The sequence below is a fragment of the Natrinema salsiterrestre genome, from assembly GCF_029502005.1.
Taxonomy (GTDB): Archaea; Halobacteriota; Halobacteria; order Halobacteriales; family Natrialbaceae; genus Natrinema; species Natrinema salsiterrestre.
Genome location: NZ_JAMQOT010000001.1, coordinates 134,223 through 150,837 on the forward strand (window position 1 = coordinate 134,223; position 16,615 = coordinate 150,837).

Annotated in this window: 15 protein-coding genes; 4 read left to right on the top strand and 11 right to left on the bottom strand. The window is 61.3% G+C overall.

Annotation, left to right across the window (positions count from 1 at the left end):
* Nucleotides 1-3 precede the first annotated feature (3 nt).
* Entirely contained in the window at nucleotides 4-477 is a 474-nt protein-coding gene (locus NDI89_RS00600; protein WP_277519532.1) for an ArsR family transcriptional regulator, read from the top strand.
* Nucleotides 478-623: 146 nt separating this feature from the next.
* Here NDI89_RS00600 and NDI89_RS00605 read toward each other — a convergent pair whose 3' ends face one another.
* Nucleotides 624-842, bottom strand: coding sequence for a HalOD1 output domain-containing protein (locus NDI89_RS00605; RefSeq protein WP_277519534.1), 219 nt, complete (start codon nucleotides 840-842; stop codon nucleotides 624-626).
* Nucleotides 843-1,046: 204 nt separating this feature from the next.
* On the opposite strand from NDI89_RS00605, the gene NDI89_RS00610 reads away from it, so the two are divergent.
* Complete coding sequence (locus NDI89_RS00610; protein ID WP_277519535.1) at nucleotides 1,047-1,916, top strand: ABC transporter ATP-binding protein; 870 nt, start codon at nucleotides 1,047-1,049, stop codon at nucleotides 1,914-1,916.
* Complete coding sequence (locus NDI89_RS00615; protein ID WP_277519536.1) at nucleotides 1,913-3,493, top strand: hypothetical protein; 1,581 nt, start codon at nucleotides 1,913-1,915, stop codon at nucleotides 3,491-3,493. The genes NDI89_RS00610 and NDI89_RS00615 overlap by 4 nt, the downstream gene beginning before the upstream one ends.
* A gap of 107 nt (nucleotides 3,494-3,600) precedes the next feature.
* Here the strand turns inward: NDI89_RS00615 and NDI89_RS00620 are convergent, their stop codons facing one another.
* The 7 genes from NDI89_RS00620 to NDI89_RS00650 form a co-directional block, all read right to left on the bottom strand.
* Complete coding sequence (locus tag NDI89_RS00620) at nucleotides 3,601-3,933, bottom strand: Ig-like domain-containing protein (RefSeq protein WP_277519537.1); 333 nt, start codon at nucleotides 3,931-3,933, stop codon at nucleotides 3,601-3,603.
* A 141-nt stretch (nucleotides 3,934-4,074) separates the two neighbouring features.
* Nucleotides 4,075-5,952: a type 2 lanthipeptide synthetase LanM gene (gene lanM, locus NDI89_RS00625; RefSeq protein ID WP_277519538.1), complete on the bottom strand. Its 1,878-nt coding sequence runs from the start codon at nucleotides 5,950-5,952 to the stop codon at nucleotides 4,075-4,077.
* 134 nt (nucleotides 5,953-6,086) lie between these two features.
* Nucleotides 6,087-7,424, bottom strand: coding sequence for an MFS transporter (locus NDI89_RS00630; protein WP_277519539.1), 1,338 nt, complete (start codon nucleotides 7,422-7,424; stop codon nucleotides 6,087-6,089).
* A gap of 220 nt (nucleotides 7,425-7,644) precedes the next feature.
* Nucleotides 7,645-8,925 carry a DUF6895 family protein gene (locus tag NDI89_RS00635; RefSeq protein WP_277519540.1) on the bottom strand — a complete coding sequence of 427 codons (1,281 nt, stop codon included), beginning with the start codon at nucleotides 8,923-8,925 and terminating at the stop codon, nucleotides 7,645-7,647.
* A gap of 1,017 nt (nucleotides 8,926-9,942) precedes the next feature.
* On the bottom strand, nucleotides 9,943-11,745 hold the full coding sequence (locus NDI89_RS00640) for a S9 family peptidase (protein WP_277519541.1): 1,803 nt from the start codon (nucleotides 11,743-11,745) through the stop codon (nucleotides 9,943-9,945).
* Between the two features lie 507 nt (nucleotides 11,746-12,252).
* Complete coding sequence (locus tag NDI89_RS00645) at nucleotides 12,253-12,471, bottom strand: HalOD1 output domain-containing protein (protein ID WP_277519542.1); 219 nt, start codon at nucleotides 12,469-12,471, stop codon at nucleotides 12,253-12,255.
* Nucleotides 12,425-12,604, bottom strand: a complete 180-nt coding sequence (locus tag NDI89_RS00650) for a hypothetical protein (protein WP_277519543.1) — start codon at nucleotides 12,602-12,604, stop codon at nucleotides 12,425-12,427. The genes NDI89_RS00645 and NDI89_RS00650 overlap by 47 nt, the downstream gene beginning before the upstream one ends.
* Before the next feature lie 588 nt (nucleotides 12,605-13,192).
* Here NDI89_RS00650 and NDI89_RS00655 point away from each other — a divergent pair.
* Nucleotides 13,193-13,726, top strand: a complete 534-nt coding sequence (locus NDI89_RS00655; protein ID WP_277519544.1) for a hypothetical protein — start codon at nucleotides 13,193-13,195, stop codon at nucleotides 13,724-13,726.
* 456 nt (nucleotides 13,727-14,182) lie between these two features.
* Here NDI89_RS00655 and leuD read toward each other — a convergent pair whose 3' ends face one another.
* Genes leuD through NDI89_RS00670 form a run of 3 tightly spaced genes read right to left on the bottom strand, consistent with a single transcriptional unit; the run spans nucleotide 14,183 to nucleotide 16,607 of the window.
* The gene (leuD, locus tag NDI89_RS00660; RefSeq protein ID WP_277519545.1) at nucleotides 14,183-14,911 is read right to left on the bottom strand and encodes a 3-isopropylmalate dehydratase small subunit; all 729 of its coding nucleotides are present in this window, start codon (nucleotides 14,909-14,911) and stop codon (nucleotides 14,183-14,185) included.
* Entirely contained in the window at nucleotides 14,908-16,329 is a 1,422-nt protein-coding gene (gene leuC, locus NDI89_RS00665; protein ID WP_277519546.1) for a 3-isopropylmalate dehydratase large subunit, read from the bottom strand. Before leuC ends, leuD begins: the two co-directional genes overlap by 4 nt.
* Complete coding sequence (locus NDI89_RS00670) at nucleotides 16,326-16,607, bottom strand: DUF7989 family protein (RefSeq protein ID WP_277519547.1); 282 nt, start codon at nucleotides 16,605-16,607, stop codon at nucleotides 16,326-16,328. The genes leuC and NDI89_RS00670 overlap by 4 nt, the downstream gene beginning before the upstream one ends.
* Nucleotides 16,608-16,615: the final 8 nt, after the last annotated feature.

Sequence of the window (16,615 nt, forward strand, 5' to 3'; positions counted from 1 at the left end):
ATCATGGCCGACGTCTCCGCGAATCCGCGCGCTGACCGCGAGGAAAACCCCCTGGAGCGCCAGCGCGAGCTGATGGAACTGCTGTCACAGGAAACGCGACACAGCATCGTTCAGGCGCTGCTGGGGCACCCGAAACTCCTCGCGTCGTCGGCCGAACTCAACCATTTCGTCCCGAGCAAATCGAAGAAGACCGTCGAAGAGCAACTGGAGGTGCTCGTCGACGCGGGGATCTTCGCCCTCTACGAGTATCCCCCGAACGAGGACCGTCGCGGCCTGCCGTGGAAGTTCTACGGCCTCACCGAGTACGGTGCCGACGTCCTCGGGGATTTCAACTACCTCGAGGGCGTCCCGATGGCGCGGGCCGTCCACCGGAAAACGCGGAAACCCGAGCAGATCGAGCGACACGAAGCGGCTCCGCGACCGCCCCTCCCGGAATCGGTCCGGGCGACGTTCCGACTCGACGAGGAAACGGACTGACGGACGGCGCGATCGTCCCCACCGACGCTCGCGGAGACCGGCACTGCGCGCGAACACGGACGCCTATCGGACGGGCTGGCGAGACACCGTGGAAATCCGGCTCGAGGGAGCCGAGTAGTTCTCGGACAATTCCGCCTGCCGACTCGTTACTGAGCCCCGTCGAGCACTACCACCTCCTCCGGGCCGGGGCCGATCACGATGCAGTAGTCGCCGTACGCGAGGCGAACGGTGACGGCGGCGCTCGACTCGAGGACGGCGGTCAGCGCCTCAGGGTCGACGGCCTCGTACAGCGGCGGCAAGGCTGACCGATCACAGTCCTCACGGGCCGCGATACGTTTCAGTGCCGTGGCGAGTGCTGAGTGCATGGTGGTAGTTTGGGAGTTCGAAGACTGTCGTCGTCCACGAGAAGTATTGAGCCAAGGCCTCGAGGTGGAGGGGGTAGTCGTTGACGCCGTACTTTACGGCCTGGTCACGCCGTTCGTCACGGTTGCTGTCGTTCTGAGCGGTGTGCCAGGGGGAGGACAAAAGACATTTATCCTAACCATACATTATTACTTAACGAAATATAGATGGAGAAACTTACTGTAGCTGACCTCGGAAAGCAGTACGGTGACACCTGGGCGCTTCGCGATGTAACGTTCTCCTGCTCCGAGGGTGTTGTCGGGCTCCTCGGTCCCAACGGTGCTGGAAAGTCGACGCTCATGCGGATCCTGACCACGTTCCAGCAGCCGACGGAAGGGTCGGTTCACTGGAATGGCACCGACGTGACCGACGAGCCCGGTTCGATCCGGGAAGAACTGGGCTACCTTCCACAGGAGTTCGGCGTCTACCCGAACCTGACGGCCGAAGAGTTCCTGGAGTACCTGGCTGGCATTCGAGGTATCGCCGACGCCGAGGACCGTATCGACGAGTTACTCGAACTCGTCAACCTCGAGAACGATCGGGCCCGCGCTCTGGGCGGATTTTCGGGCGGCATGAAACAGCGTATCGGCATCGCACAATGCCTGCTCGCGGACCCCGAGTTACTGGTCGTCGACGAACCGACCGTCGGGCTTGACCCGGAGGAACGAGTCCGGTTCCGGAATCTCCTATCCGAACTCGCCGAGGACCGGATCGTCGTCCTCTCGACGCACATCGTCTCGGATATCGAGGAGGCGGCCACAGAGATCGCCCTCCTCTCCGACGGGGAGTTGCTCCTGCACGACCGTCCGGCCGCCCTGCTCGATCGGGCGGCCGGGGCTGTCTGGGAATGGGACGTTTCTGACGCCGAGCTGCCGGCGGTGAAACGCGACTATATCGTCAGTGGATCGACACGGACCCGGAACGGCGTTCGAGCCCGTATCGTCAGCCCTGAGTCACCGTCCCCGGACGCCGAGCAAGTGGAACCGACGCTCGAGGACGCTTACCTCCGGACCACGAACGGAGGCGAGCGGACGTGATAACGGAGACCCTGGCCGTCGCGCGGGCAGATTTCAGACAGCGGGCGCGGACGAAAAAGTGGCTGGTCGTCCCCGTACTGCTGGCGTACTTCGCCAAACTCATCACGGTCGATACGTCCCTCGTCGTCGCCGAGGAGTACACCGGCGTGCCGACAGCCGCCTGGTACGGGGCGATGCTCTGTGCCATCGGGACGTTACTGCTGTTCTTGTTCGGGTTCTCCCTCGTCCGCGGTGGGATCACCAGAGATCGACAGCCCGGCCTCGCGGAACTCATCTCGACTGCCCCGCTTTCGAACACCAGCTATCTCCTCGGGAAGTGGCTGAGTAATATCCTGCTACTGACGGTCACAACCGGTGTTCTCGCCGGGTTGACTGCGGTGGCGTTCCTGCTTCAGGGGACCGGGTCGTTCGACGCCTGGGCGCTGTTCGCACCGTACCTTTTCGTTACGATACCGACGATGGCTGTCGTCGCAGCCGCGGCAGTCTGCTTCGAGAGCAATCGGTTCATGCGCGGAACCGGAGGGAACGTGCTGTACGTGTTCGTAGCGATCGCTGTCATCCTCCTCGGGACGTCCGCGACCGAGTTGCTCGACGTCGCTGGTGTCCACATCTTCCGACGGAGTATGGGGGTCGCCATCGCCGAGCAGCACCCCAGCTTCGACGGCAGGGGGATCAGTTTCTTCTATACGAACTCCGTGTCGGAGCTGAAGACCTTCACCTGGTCGGGTGTCGAATGGTCTGCCGAGCACGTCCTGTCTCGGCTTCCATTGCTCCTCATCGCTAGTGGCCTGCTGGTGACTGGACACCTCTCGTTCAACAGGCTCGACGACTCCGGACTGTGGACGTTCCGCTCGTTCATCCCGTTCGGTTCCAACGGGGACGATGCGGGCGAGCAGTCTGATTCCGCTTCCCCTTCCGCAGCCCTTGCACCGACCGATGAATCCCTCTCGAGCCCCGGGTCGCTGTCACCAGTGACACGGACCGGCTTCCAGTTCAAGCGCGTGTTCGTCTCTGAACTTCGGCTCGCGGTACAGGGCCGCCCGCGGTGGTGGTACGTCGCCTGCGTCCTCGCAGTGCTGTTGTCGTTCGTCCCGTCCGTCGACGCCCTCCGATCAGCCGTCCTCCCGCTCGCACTGCTCCTGCCGCTTTCACTGTGGTCCGAACTGGGGACGCGAGAGCAAATCCACCGAACCGAGGAGCTGGTATTCGTTACGGGCGGGCCATACGCGTTGCTCGCTGCCTCGTATCTCGCCGCCGTCACCGTCGGCCTGGCGATTACGCTGCCCGCGGGGCTTATTTTCGCGATCAACGGGGCATCCGGTGCGATGTTCGCCTGGATCGTCGGGCTGCTCGCCCTCCCGGCGATCGCGTTCGCACTCGGAACGTGGACTGGGAGTCAGCGCGCATTCGAGACCACGTATCTGGTCGCCTGGTACGCGGGCCCGATGAACGGGTTCCGTCCACTCGATTACATCGGTGCACACGAAGCGACAGTCGGCTCCGGTGTCACAGCCGCGTATCTCGTTCTGGCCGTCGTGGCATTGGGTGCGACTGCGTTCGCCCGTCGACGGACGTAAGTCTCGTATCGGTCAGTGAACTCGGGCAGGAACCGAATCGTCCGCGTCCCACCGCTGACCGAGACGCTCGGAGTGGTCCCAGACCCCCACCTGATGGTCAACGCCGCTCAGACCGTTTTTTCGAACGTTATCGCGTCCTCGATATCGATATGGAGCGATGTCTCCTCACCAACCTCGAACGACTCCGTATTACTGAGGTCACCATCGACCGTCACAGTCAACGTCACGGTGCCCGAGGACGGGAGGACGCCGTCTTCGGTGACCTCGCTGTCCGCCGAGAGAGACACCGTGTCCGCGAACAGCGCTTCGTCCGATCCGTCGACGAGTTCGAGTTCGATCGAGATTTTTCCCTGGCGATCGTTTGTGACGACCAGGTCATCGTCGCCGCCGACGACGTATCCGCACCCGCTCAGTGCCGCAGCACTCGTTACAGCTACCATTGTCAGCGCGTTCCGTCTAGTGAAGTTATGTGACATATATTGGTATCATAGACATATTTAATTAATCCTTACGGTAATTAGATACAACTAGCTGTGAATGCGGGGCCGATCCTGGCGAACGTCGTTGCGCTGGACTATCGGTCAGCCGTCCGGTGCCCTGCAGGCCGGAGCGTGAACGCCCTCGAGACACGCCCGAATGTGGTCGACCTGTTCGTTCAGGTCCGCTTCCGACGCGGCTTCGAGGCGGTCACGACAGCGGTCGAGGCCGGCAGAATCGACTTTCACGCCGACTGGCTCGCCCCGGTGCCTGATCTTCCTCTCGTCCGATCGACACGTGAACCGGGGTTTCTCCAGGCGCCGCAACGCCGCTCGCTCGGCGGCGTACATCGACGTGGTCCCTGAGGCACCTCCGTCCTCGAACAGCGGCACCGCCAACTGTTCCATCCGTCGCCCGAACCGCGCTCCGTCGTGAAGCGCCTCGGTCGTCGTCAAGGACTTGAGCACCTCGGTGTACCAGCCTCGGTAAAGGAACCGGGTCGCGACGCCCTCGAAGACAGCGAGCAGGCCGTCCTTACCGAACAGTCGGCCACGGTCGCGGAGGGTCAGCATCGTGCTGTACGCCTGCTCGAACCCACTCGTCAGTTCCTCGCTGTACGCGCTGGGCGGCTGGTCGCGCCCGTCGAGCCGTGGCACGTTCCTCGACCGATCCACAGTCACCGGCTGTTGCTCGATAGTCATCACGTCGGACCGTCCCGAGACGACGACCGGTTTAGTGAGCCCGTTCAGGGCTGCTTCTGTCGAAGAGACACCGAGACCGGCAATGGCGGTCGCCATCCCCGCCTGTTGGTCGCCTGTCGCCGGTAACAGGCTCGTTAGGCGAACGCTCCCCTGGAACGCCAGTTCGACGTCGCTGCCGGTTGGTTTCCTCTCGGCTGCCATATACGGATGCAGAACCGTTTCGACGTCGATCAGGAGCGGTTGCTCGCCGTTGACGACAAGGTTATCGGCCGAACAGTCGTGCATCTCGAACAGGTAGGCCAGACAGGTCAGCGCCCCTGCACGCTCGTAGTATCGGGCGACAGCCTCTGTATCGTCGGGCGCATCGTACTCGACCCACTCCATCCACCCGTAGCCATCCCGGCACAGGAACCGTGGCGTGTCGAACGCCGGTGTCGGGAGGTGGTCGTCTATTCTGTCGAGGACCCGGTAGAACGCGGCCCCTGCGTCCACCGGCCGCGGTTTGTACACCACCGAGAGTCCACAGTCGAACTCGAGGCGCAGCAGCGCTCGGTGGGTTCCGAACGTCTCGGTTCCGAGCGGTTCGAGTGACGTCACGTCCCCGAGCGCCCCCTCGACATCGAACGCCTCGGCCAGTCGGGACCGGTCCGCCGCCAAGCGAGCACAGACGGTCCGGAGCTGGTCGTCCCACTGTCGGGTCGCCGTCGCGAGTAGGCGGGCGAACATCGGATACGCGCGGCAGAGATCGGCGAATCCGCCCGCGAACAGGTACTTGACGTATCCGTCGTAGTGTGATGTTGGCAGCGTGTCGAACTCGGCCGGGTCAGCGTCGGCAAGGTCGGGATCTTGGGCAGCGACGTTCCCCCGGAACTCCGAGACGAGAAGACGACAGAACTGCTCTTCGAACCGGTCCCGGAACCAGTCGAACAGAGACCAGAACGCGGACTGCGACAGGGAGGTTTCGGCGATCGTGTCCCGGGTTCGCTCGAACGTCGACGCGGCGATCGCGGCCGACAGTTCACCGAACGGCCTCTCCTCCGGTTCCTCGCCGGGTTCGAACGCGCCGAGCACGTCGGCAGACCGGCCTGCAGTGGCCGGAGACTGACTCTGGACATTGTCGACGAGCGATTCGAGGTGGTCGACCCACGATGGAATGGGCTCATCGTCCCTGAGGTGAGGATCGTAGAACGCCCGTGCACATGCCGCTGGAGTCCCCACCAGCGAATCGACGCGGCGGTTGAGCCCTGTATCGGAGAACAGCTGCCGCCAGGCATCGAACACTGCCTCACTGGACCCTCTGTTGGGCTGTGACGGATACGCCAGTGTATCTTCAGTTTCGAGCCGCTCCATGAGGGTCCGAGCTGACCCGACGATCCGTCTCTTCTCGGCGGTATTGAATATCTCACTCATTGGCCCTACAGGGTGGTCTTTTCAACCCGTGGGAGTGTCCGCAGCTCGGGTAGGATGGCGATGTACGCGGTCATACACACCAACCCGACGCCGACGACGAACATCGCTGTTTGGACGCCGAGTAGATTCGTAACCACACCACCAACCAAGGAGCCGAACGGGATCGCCCCTGCGGAAAGTGAACTGTAGAGGCTCGTAACCCGACCGACGATGTTCTCGGGTGGGGCAGACTGTATCAGCGAGGCTAGCTGGATATTGATCACCCCCATCGGAATGAAGGCGACGACGAATAGTGTGGCAGTCACCGGGAGCCAGCTGACGGCGATCGCCACGATCCAGCACGCACTCGCGAGCCCGAACCCGCCCATGAGGGTGTATCCGAGTGGGCGCTGGCTGACGAGGTTCGTAGCAATGGAACCGATGAACGTCCCGGCGGAGAACGCACCCATCAGAATTCCGTAGGCACCGGCGGCACCGAAGACGGTCAGAGCCGCGGGGAGCGACAGTGAGTCCGCGAAGCTCGGCATCGCCGCGAGTGTGATACCTGAGGTGAAGTTGAGCACCGCTGCACCGACCATCAACTTCGTGAGCACCGTCCCGCGGATGTACGAGAACCCCATTCTGAGTTCCTCGATGTAGGACAACTCCTCACCGTCTGCCCCGCAATCTGCGGTCGTGACGTCGCCCTGTTCGTCGGACGCAGACCCGCCGTCGGTCGTCGGTACCTCGTCCTCGGGTGTCGTTGGCGAGTCAGCGTCGGAGTCGCTGGGTTCGGGAATCACGAGCATTGCGAACAACAGCGCGGCGATGACGAAGGTCGCGGAATTGAACGCGAACAGCGTCGTCGCACCGACGAGGCCGATAAGGATCCCGGCGATACCGTTGCCAACGAGATCGACGCCCTTCTTTGCCACGGCGATCGCCGAGTTCGCCGCGACGAGTTCCGAATCCTCGATCAACTTCGGGAGGGTCGCCACCATTGCTGGATTCGCGATCTCGTTGATAATCGAAAGGAGAGGCATAACAACGAGTACCAGTTCGACGGTGAGTACTCCGTAGTACTCTGCGACCGGAATACCGAGTACCAGTACTGCCTGCAGCGCCTGACTCGAGAACAGCGTGCGTCTGAGCGGCCACCGGTCGACGAGTGGTCCAGCCAGGAACTGGAACGTGCTCGGTATCATCGTGAGAAACCCAGCCAGGCCGGTGTAGAACGGGTCCCCAGTCAACTCGTACACTAGCCACATCGCGGCGACGAAGTACAGACTGTCGCCGAGATTCGTCAGCGCCCGTCCTGCGAACAGCTTCCGGAAATTCGAATCGGTGAAAGGTCCTGCGATCATACGTTTCGGTCCCCGGTGTGGGCGCGCAGTGTCGCTGGTCTGCCGACCCGGTTCCGCTGTCGAGCACTGACTGGCTGTTCGTCCGGGCGACCGGTTCGGTGGCCACACCCTCGCCGATACTGCGAAGCGACGGGCAGGACCCGTATCGGTGGCACACCTCTCTCAGTGGTACTACCGGTTGCGCAGCCACCGACGGCGGACCGCTGGATAGACGCGATCATTAATCGGAGAGTGGTTGATCCGGGTCAGGGATGTGATCGACTGCCTCGTGACACCTGGCAGAGACTGACTCTACGAGCTCCGACTCGAATCCAGCGTCGTCCCCGGTTTTCAGCGTATAGAGGCGCCGCTCGTCGATCCAGTGCCCGTACGAATCACCGGTCCGCTGTCGCTCGAAGAACTCGGTGATCCGCTGTGTGATATCGGGGTACCGTCTGAACGTGTTTGGACTGATCGCGGTCAGTGTCTCCGCGGCCTGCGAGAGCTGGTACGAATGCAACTGATTCAGGGCCCGGCCGAGCGCGACGGCCTCCCGGAACTCGGCCGTCGTCAATCTCTCCTCGTCGTCGGCCGCCTGCTTCGGGAGCTTCGCCTGGACGATGGTGGCTGCCATCCCGGCTACCAGGTTCGTGTGATAGTGCTCTGCCCACTCGCGTGTCTCCGGTCCCCACTCGTCGGCGAACTGGACCGTTCTGAGCTTGCTGTTCTCGAGGCCATCGCCGGAGGTTTTGGGACCGATGACGTGGCTGTCCGTCAGCTTCTCGGCCTGAATCCATCGAAGGCTCTGCTCAATAAGTCGGATCGAAAGCTGGCCCTGGATAACTCCGGTAATCAGGAGCTCCAACACGGCGTCCGCATTCTCCATCGCGATTGCTCTGAGTACGAGTGCAGTTATGGGTGTCTCGAGTTCGTACGGAAGCGGTCCTACCAGAAGCGCTGGATCATCGGCGCCCCAACCCGTCGGGAGGAAGACGTTGTGGGTAAAGTCGTAGAACTCGCTCTTCTCGGCGGCGAGGATGTCCGGTGGATGCGCGAGGTTGGACGTCTCGAGTACCTGTTCGAGGTCGCGGTTGTGTCCATCGTATCCCCAAAGCCGTGACTGCACAAGCAGATCGACCATCTGGTTCGGGAGCCGTTCTTGGGCCCAGATGTGATGACTGCGGATTGCCTCGTCGACAGCGTCTTCGATTCCCGGTGGGAGCTCCCCGACGGTCCGTAACGCGATCGCTGGGAAGGCGTTCTGTGTGAACCGGCCAGGATACCGCAACAGGAGTTCCTCGTACCGGCTATCGTCGACGAACGTCGCCAAATGGGAGCGGATCTCGGGGCGTGGATTCCCGTAGTGCTCTTGGCAGTAGAGGTACATTCCAAGCTCCGTGAACGCCTTCCGTCGGAGCTCCGATTTCAATTCGGCTTCCCAGTCAAACGGATTGAACTGCGCCTGATGACCGGTTACGAAGCGATCTGCCGTCTCTCGGATTTCCTGTAGTATTGTGTCCATGTGTCAGCAAATTAAATAGGGTGAGTTGGCGCAACCTGAAATCCGATAGGCAGACCGAGTGAGAGTGCGGCCCGCTAGCCCGATGCCAGTTCTCAGTGTGAGTCTCAGCACTGCTGCCCGCTCGTCGGTCATCGATATGCGTCTGTGGTCGGTGTCTCTACGGACGAGTCCGCAGTGAGAGACGGACATCATGTGGGCCAATGCCGCAGGCATGTCCAGCTGGACTGGGCCGCTCGGGGACCGTCGCTAGCAGTCAGCGGCACTGCGTTAACGGCGGTCCGTGGCGGAGCCATATCGGATATTGGGTGGTGCTACCAGGTGATTATCTTGAAGAGCGGAGGGATAGTGTCCCCGTCGTATTCACCATGTTTCGATTCCTCGACCGATGCCGTGAGGTCCGTCATACCAGCCTCGAACTCTTCACTCATCGTTACCAAGAGATCCAGGCGATGGCTTTGCTGCCGTCGTGTTCTGCTTGCTTTGCGTCTTCGACCGATGCCGTGAGGTCCGTCATACCGGCCTCGAACTCTTCACTCATCGTTTACCAGGTGATCCAGGCGATTGCCTTGCTGCCGTCGTGTTCTGCTTGCTTTGCATCTTCGACCGATGCCGTGAGGTCCGTCATACCAGCCTCGAACTCTTCACTCATCGTTTACCAGGTGATCCAGGCGATTGCTTTGCTGCCATCGTGTTCTGCTTGCTTTGCGTCTTCGACCGAAGCGGTCAGATCCGTCATACCGACGTCGTAGTTATCATTCATATTTCCAGACAGGCGAGAATTTCTCGCCTACCAACACGTAACGGTTACTACCTTATAATATTTTTGTAGATAATAGAGTATAATCAAGACTAGTATAGAGAGATATTATTCCGAAATTGTCGAAAAGAACGTGCTATACAGGCAAGCTGCCGCAGTAGTACGGCGTTAACAGCGGGCTTCAGCGGCAATCAATCGGTCTTCGTATATTCACACGTGCGAGCCGACACATGGGTCGAGACCAGTCGGAAGGGCACGGCCTAACTGTGTTCCGAGAAGAACGCAGCTGTGTGGTTGAACAGCTCGATTCGCGCGGCCCTCGATGTGAAACTGTGACCCGTTCCGTCGAGGAACAGCGTGGATATCTCGATGTCGTGGTGGCGTGCTTCCTCCGCGAGTTCCGTCGCCTCCGCAAACGGGACTTTCTGATCGTCCTTCCCGTGGGCCAGCAGGAGCGGTGCCTCCAGTTGGTCGATGTCGTGGATCGGACTCAGTTCTCGGAGGAGTTCACGGTCCTCGTCCAGTGACCCGTACTCTGCCTCCCTGTTCTCCTGCCGCCCCGGTGGGCTATTCTCGAGATACGTCTCGAAGTTCGCGATTGGGGCGATGGCTGCACCTGCCCCAAAGCGTTCTGGCCAGCGTGTCATGGCTGCGAGAACCAGGAATCCACCGTAGGATCTCCCCTTGAGAACGATGCGGTCCTCATCGACGGTCTCCTTTGCAGCCAGCCAGTCGGCCGCCGCCTTCACATCTCTGATAGCGTCGACTCGCTTCTCGAAGTCGTCCAGTTCCATGTAACCCTTGCCATACCCTGAGGACCCGCGGTAATCAGGTTCGATCCTGGCGAACCCCTGTTCGAGATAGTACTGTCTGAGTGGACTGAACGCCGGTGAGTTGTGTTGTCGCGGCCCTGCGTGCAACGAAATAATCGCCGGGTACCCATCGTCGGTTCTCGTCGTCGGCTCGGCGTACAGCGACGGGATCTCCAGACCGTCGAACGATTCATAGGTCACCGGTTCCGGCCGGACGAACGTGTCGTTCGGAACCGGCTCACTGGCGTCCGTCCACTGCACACTCTCTCCGGTCGCGACATCGATGGAGTACAGGTCGGGCTTCCGCTCCGGAGTGGTGTACATCAGGCCGAGTTCGTCGCCGTCACTTCGCATGGTCAGACATTTTGCAGCGCCGAGCTCCATATCCGGGTTACAGAGCGGCTGTGTCTCGGTCGGGCCGGTCAGTTCGCGGATCGATATCGTACTGAATCCTCGCTCGCTCCGTCTGTAGGCGAGCCGTCGTCGTCCGCTATGCAAGACGAGGTCTTTGAGGTCTGCATCTTCCTGTATCACCGGTACTACCTCGCCACTCGAGAGGTCGAGTCTGGCGATGTACCGCCACTCGTATTCGTGATCGGTTATCAGGTACAGGGCCTCCCCATCGGGTCCCCACCTGATCGAACTGTACCGTGCTTCGACATCCGGCCCGTCAGTGAGCCGCCGCGCGTCGCCGTCGCGGAGATCAACCACGTGGATATCGGCGTTGTAGTTCGAGTGCATCTCGAGAACGAGCAGTCGCTCGTTTCCCGGACCCCACCCGATCGGATACACCGGCGACGACCGTTCCTGTTCGTACACGCACCGAGCCTCCGCAGTCTCTGCCGCTCGCCCCTGTGTATACACGTTGAACCGTCCAGGCTCTGCCCGATCTGCAGCGTATGCGAACCGCGAACCATCGCGATTCCATCCGCCCCATCGATGTGTCGTCTCGGGGTCGTCGGTGAGCTTCGATACCTGTTTGCTCCCTCGTTCCTGGACGTGCAGTTGGACTCGTTTCCCTCCCTCTGCAACCCCGAACGCCATCTCTTCACCCGTCGGAGACCACGATGCGAACGTGACGTTGCCGCCGGTGAACGTGATCTGGTCCGGCCATGTCCCGGGGGTGGTGACCCTCCAGATCTCGTGGGTCCCCGTGAGATCACATTTGAAATATAGCGCGTCGTCCGGGCCGTACTGTGCGCCAGTGATGACCCGAACACGAAGATGTCGGTCGATTGGATACGCATCCATATGAGTCTGAATAATGTCACACAATATAAATTTTTTCTTGGCAATTCCTAATGGAAGCAACGGCCAATCTACGGGTAGGCCTCTCCCCAACGGGTTAGGCTTCGACCCGCCGCCAGCAGTTCCGCTCGATACGCGCCATAGAGTCCCTTCTGCTGGACGGTCGGCTATTTGAGTGCGAACTGACGTCTAGCTTTATCCACGAGATCGTCGAGCTTCAGTTAGAGCTGCCTGAATTGATCTCTTATTCGCAATAGTCGTCGAATTCGGCTTTGACTGCAAGCCCGTATCGCTTTTCGAGCCCATTTTCCCTGCCAATGACAGCCGACCATTCGTCTTTAGCGAAGCGAAGAACCACGTGACGGCGGCGGCTTATCGAGGCAACTTTTCGAGAGAAATGAGGAGACGACGAGTGTGTGCAACGATGCCACCTCACCGCGAATTATACGAAATACAGGAGAAAACCCGCGGCTTTAGCCGTGTTCTCGAGCGATTCCGCCTGCCGACTCGTTACTGAGCCCCGTCGATTACTACCACCTCCTCCGGACCGGGACCGATCACGATGCAGTAGTCGCCGTACGCGAGGCGAACGGTGACGGCGGCGCTCGACTCGAGGACGGCGGTCAGCGCCTCGGGGTCGACGGCCTCGTACAGCGGCGGCAAGGCCGACCGATCACAGTCCTCACGGGCCGCGATACGTTTCAGCGCCGTGGCGAGTGCTGGATGCATGGTGATCGGTAGGGAGCTCGAAGACCGTCGTCGCGAACGTCGTCTGACAGTCCGGACACGTAGCCGGGTCGTCGGTCGTCGCGATACGGATATCGGTACCACAGTCGCAGTGGATGGTGATTCTCGAGACCATGTGTCGTTCGATCGGAGGCCCCGACACAGCGGAACACAATCCAGCGAGCGCGCCAGTCGCAGCTGCGAGTAGTCGGCGGGACGTCGGCACATCTTTATTTCGCCGCTGTCAATGGTGGATTGCTCCCGCTTTGCGGGGGCTCTGTGCGAGCCGGAGTGTTTGGGTGATGCTACGCACTCCGGCTCGGCGCACTTTCGTGCGCATTCGTACGGTACGCAACCAACCCTAAAGAACGTTAGGATATTGACTTGTTGGGCCGGAATCGTCGCTCCGGGACGTGAGTTTCTACGGGCGGAAGACAGAGTGTGGCTCCGACGGGTATCCTCCGTGGACCGTCGATTGCCTCCTTCCTCGAGTCTCTTGAGGGAGAAGATCGGGACGACGCTCGAGCGATACGGACAGGTCAAGCAATTATCGGAACTCCCGCAATATCTCCGAGAAGTATCCAAATTGACCCTGCTGAATACAGAGGATGGAGTCAGCGCGAAGTGATCCGCTCGGCCACCCCTGGCGTGGTATGACCGGCTTCGCTTGCGTTTTACCGGGTCTGCAAAACACTCGTAGGACTGGAAACCCAACGGCCACCAAATGCAGTCCATCGTTGAGTCTCTCGAACCCAATGTTCCTTATCGCGTGAGAACGCGGCTCGGTCCCTTGATTACCCGACTTGGGCGAATCCTCGGACAGCCCGACTACCGCCTTCGTGACACCGAATATGTCGGCACCGTCCAGCAGCCGCTGGACGAGTTCACAGAGACACTCCAGAAACACGGCTTCGAGTGGGACCCGCTGGCGTGGTATCACCAGCCGCCAGTTGGGTCAGAGCCAAATGGTAGCTGGGCGTATCGACGGGCCTTGCTGGCCGATAGACAGATCCACGCCATCCTCATCGCCCACTCGCCAGAGTACATCGACGTTTTCGCCCACGAGGAGTACAACTGGCTGCGACACCCGATCAAACACCTCCGGCAGGTCGGCATCAAGCGGAAAACCGGTCGTAACAAAATGCGGAAATGGATCGAGAGTCACGGCATAGAAGTCGATGTCAATTCGCGTCGCCGGCGACGAGTCACACAGGCGAAAAAATACTTCCACAAATGCCTTGCGTCCATCATCCAGTAGCATGGGTTCAATCCAACCCCCCGAAGAAGCAGAGCGAGCTGCGCCACGCGCCGTATTTTCCGGGAATTACCCCTCGATAGCTCGGAGTTCGTCGTCGCCGGTTTCCCGATGAGAGATACACGCCCTCTATACAGCACAAACCCCAGGCATCATCTGAAGGTAATAGAAATTCTGCCACTCATTTCGCAGATGAAATTACTGGAGAAATTCGCAGATTTCACCACCATAGCACTCTAGAAAGTAATACTTGATACATCCACACGAAGTCCCAGATTACGGAACTCGAGTTCCCGTATCCGATCACGAACACGGTTCGGCCGTGTTCAGCTCCTCGCGGTCGACGTTACGGTGGCTGCTTCGCTCGAGCCACCCCGAGAAGAGATGATCTCACTCAACTCGAGTCGACTAAATTGCAAATCAATCAAAAATCGCACTCGAGCACGTCGAGAAGTGAGGCTATTCGGCTTCGGGAATCGCCGCGTCGTCGACGTACGGCAGTTCTCGAGCCTTATCCCGGACCGCGCCGGCGTTGGACTTCATCAGCGCCGTCGTGTCCCAGACGCCGTCGACCAGCGCCTTGCGCTGGGCGTCGTCGACGGTGACGTCGATCGTTTCGTCACCGTAGGTGACCGTCTCCGCTTCGACGTCGATGTCGATCTCGCCGTCGGGGTTCGCGTCGACCCAGTCCTGCAGGGCCTCGATCGTCTCGCTGTCGGCGGTGACGGTCGGAATGCCGAGGGCCAGACAGTTGCCGGCGAAGATCTCGGCGAAGCTCTCGCCGATGATCGCGTCGATTCCCCAGCGCATCAGCGCCTGCGGCGCGTGCTCGCGGGAGGAACCACAGCCGAAGTTCGAGTTGACGACCAGCACCGAGGAATCCTGATAGCGCTCCTCGTTGAACGGGTGCTCCTTCTGGTTGTCGTCGTCGTCGAAGCGCAGGTCGAAGAACGCGAACTCGCCCAGTCCGTCGAAGGTGACGACCTTCATGAACCGCGCGGGGATGATCTGGTCGGTGTCGATGTCGTTGCCTCGGATCGGGACGCCCGAGCCGGCGACGTAGTTGACTTCCGGAATCTCGACTTCGCCTCCGCCGTCGGTTCGGACCTCCCGAACCTCGGCGTCGCTCGCGGGCATCTGCCCGCTCGCGTTCTCCGAGGACTCGCTTCGCTCGTCCTCGCGACTCATGCCAGGTTCACCTCCTTCAGATCGCGCACGTCAGAGACCTCGCCGGTGATCGCTGCGGCCGCGACCATCCGGGGGCTCATCAGCACGGTCCGCCCGTCCTTCGATCCCTGTCGGCCGACGAAGTTCCGGTTCGAGGAGGAGGCACAGGCCTCGTCGCCCTCGAGCTGGTCCTCATTCATGCCGAGACACATCGAACAGCCGGCGTTTCGCCACTCGAAGCCGGCCTCCTCGAAGGTGTCCTTGAGGCCCTCCTCCTCGGCGGCGCGCTGGACGCGCTGGCTGCCGGGGACGACCATCGCGCGGACGTCGTCGTCGACCTGCCGGCCCTCGACGATCCGGGCGGCGCGTCGCAGGTCCGGCAGGCGGGCGTTCGTACAGGAGCCGAGGAAGGCCACGTCGATGTCGTATCCCTCCATCGTGTCGCCGGGCTCGACGCGCATGTGTTCCTGTGCGCGCCGGGCCGTGTCCTGCTTCTCCTTCGGGAGCGACTCCGGCTCCGGGATCGGATCGGAGATGCCGATCCCCTGTCCGGGCGTGGTCCCCCAGGTAACGACCGGCTCGAGTTCGTTCGCGTCGATGTGGACGACGTCGTCGTATTCGGCGTCCGCATCGGAGCGAATGGACTCCCAGTACGGTTTGAGCTCGTCGAACTTCTCCGGATTCTCCTGGAAGTAATCAGTCTCTTTCATCCACTCGTAGGTGGTCTCGTCGGGGTTGACGTACCCCGCGCGAGCGCCGCCCTCGATGGACATGTTACAGATCGACATCCGCCCTTCCATGCCGAGGTCCTCGATGGCCTCGCCGGCGTATTCGTAGACGTAGCCGACGCCGCCCTCGGTGCCGAGCCGGCGGATGATCTCGAGGATGATATCCTTCGCTTCGACGCCGTCGCCGAGCTCGCCGTCGACCTGGATCTTGCGGACCTTCTGTTTCTCCATGGCGACGGTGCCCGTCGCGAGCACGTCGCGGATCTGGGAGGTCCCGATGCCGAACGCGAGCGCGCCGAAGGCGCCGTGGGTCGAGGTGTGGGAGTCGCCACAGACGATCGTCTTACCGGGCTGGGTGATCCCCTGCTCCGGTCCGATGACGTGGACGATCCCCTGATCGCCCGTCGTCGGGTCCGAGAAGTCGATGCCCGCCTCGCGGACGTTCTCCTCGAGTTCGGCCATCATCTCCTCGGCCGCGTCCTCCTTGTAGGGGCGGGACTGATCGGCCGTCGGGACGATGTGGTCGACCGTCGCGTGGGTCAGCTTCGGGAAGGCGACCTCGAGGTCGCGCTCGCGGAGCATGCCGAAGGCCTGCGGGCTGGTCACCTCGTGGATGAGGTGGAGGCCGACGAACAGCTGATCCTGTCCGGTCGGCAGCGTGGTGACCTTGTGTCGATCCCAGACCTTGTCGTACAGTGTGCCCGTACTCATTCCTCTACTACCGTGTCGCTATCCGATCGTCCGTGTTCGGTTCCCCGCTCGAAGACGCGGTTCGCGTCGTCGGCTTCCTTCGGCGGCGTGTGATCGACGTCGCGCATCTTCCCGTCGGTGTCGGTGCTCTCGTTCTCGTCGGCCGCGGTCGCTTCCGGTTCGCCACCGTCTGCGGCGACGATCGGCCCGCGGTTGAACAGCCGGCCGGCCGTCTCCCCGGTGTAGGGATTGGTGTGGCTGACGTCGGCCATCGTGTCGGTGTTGTCGTTTGCTGTCATGAGTTCGT

Bases quoted from the DNA above. Each gene is read 5' to 3' on its own strand.
- NDI89_RS00630 (WP_277519539.1), bottom strand. From the start codon at position 7,424: ATGATCGCAGGACCTTTCACCGATTCGAATTTCCGGAAGCTGTTCGCA.
- NDI89_RS00610 (WP_277519535.1), top strand. From the start codon at position 1,047: ATGGAGAAACTTACTGTAGCTGACCTCGGAAAGCAGTACGGTGACACC.
- NDI89_RS00600 (WP_277519532.1), top strand. From the start codon at position 4: ATGGCCGACGTCTCCGCGAATCCGCGCGCTGACCGCGAGGAAAACCCC.
- NDI89_RS00605 (WP_277519534.1), bottom strand. From the start codon at position 842: ATGCACTCAGCACTCGCCACGGCACTGAAACGTATCGCGGCCCGTGAG.
- leuC (WP_277519546.1), bottom strand. From the start codon at position 16,329: ATGAGTACGGGCACACTGTACGACAAGGTCTGGGATCGACACAAGGTC.
- NDI89_RS00650 (WP_277519543.1), bottom strand. From the start codon at position 12,604: ATGGTCTCGAGAATCACCATCCACTGCGACTGTGGTACCGATATCCGT.
- leuD (WP_277519545.1), bottom strand. From the start codon at position 14,911: ATGAGTCGCGAGGACGAGCGAAGCGAGTCCTCGGAGAACGCGAGCGGG.
- NDI89_RS00620 (WP_277519537.1), bottom strand. From the start codon at position 3,933: ATGGTAGCTGTAACGAGTGCTGCGGCACTGAGCGGGTGCGGATACGTC.
- NDI89_RS00670 (WP_277519547.1), bottom strand. From the start codon at position 16,607: ATGACAGCAAACGACAACACCGACACGATGGCCGACGTCAGCCACACC.
- NDI89_RS00645 (WP_277519542.1), bottom strand. From the start codon at position 12,471: ATGCATCCAGCACTCGCCACGGCGCTGAAACGTATCGCGGCCCGTGAG.
- NDI89_RS00655 (WP_277519544.1), top strand. From the start codon at position 13,193: ATGCAGTCCATCGTTGAGTCTCTCGAACCCAATGTTCCTTATCGCGTG.
- NDI89_RS00640 (WP_277519541.1), bottom strand. From the start codon at position 11,745: ATGGATGCGTATCCAATCGACCGACATCTTCGTGTTCGGGTCATCACT.
- NDI89_RS00635 (WP_277519540.1), bottom strand. From the start codon at position 8,925: ATGGACACAATACTACAGGAAATCCGAGAGACGGCAGATCGCTTCGTA.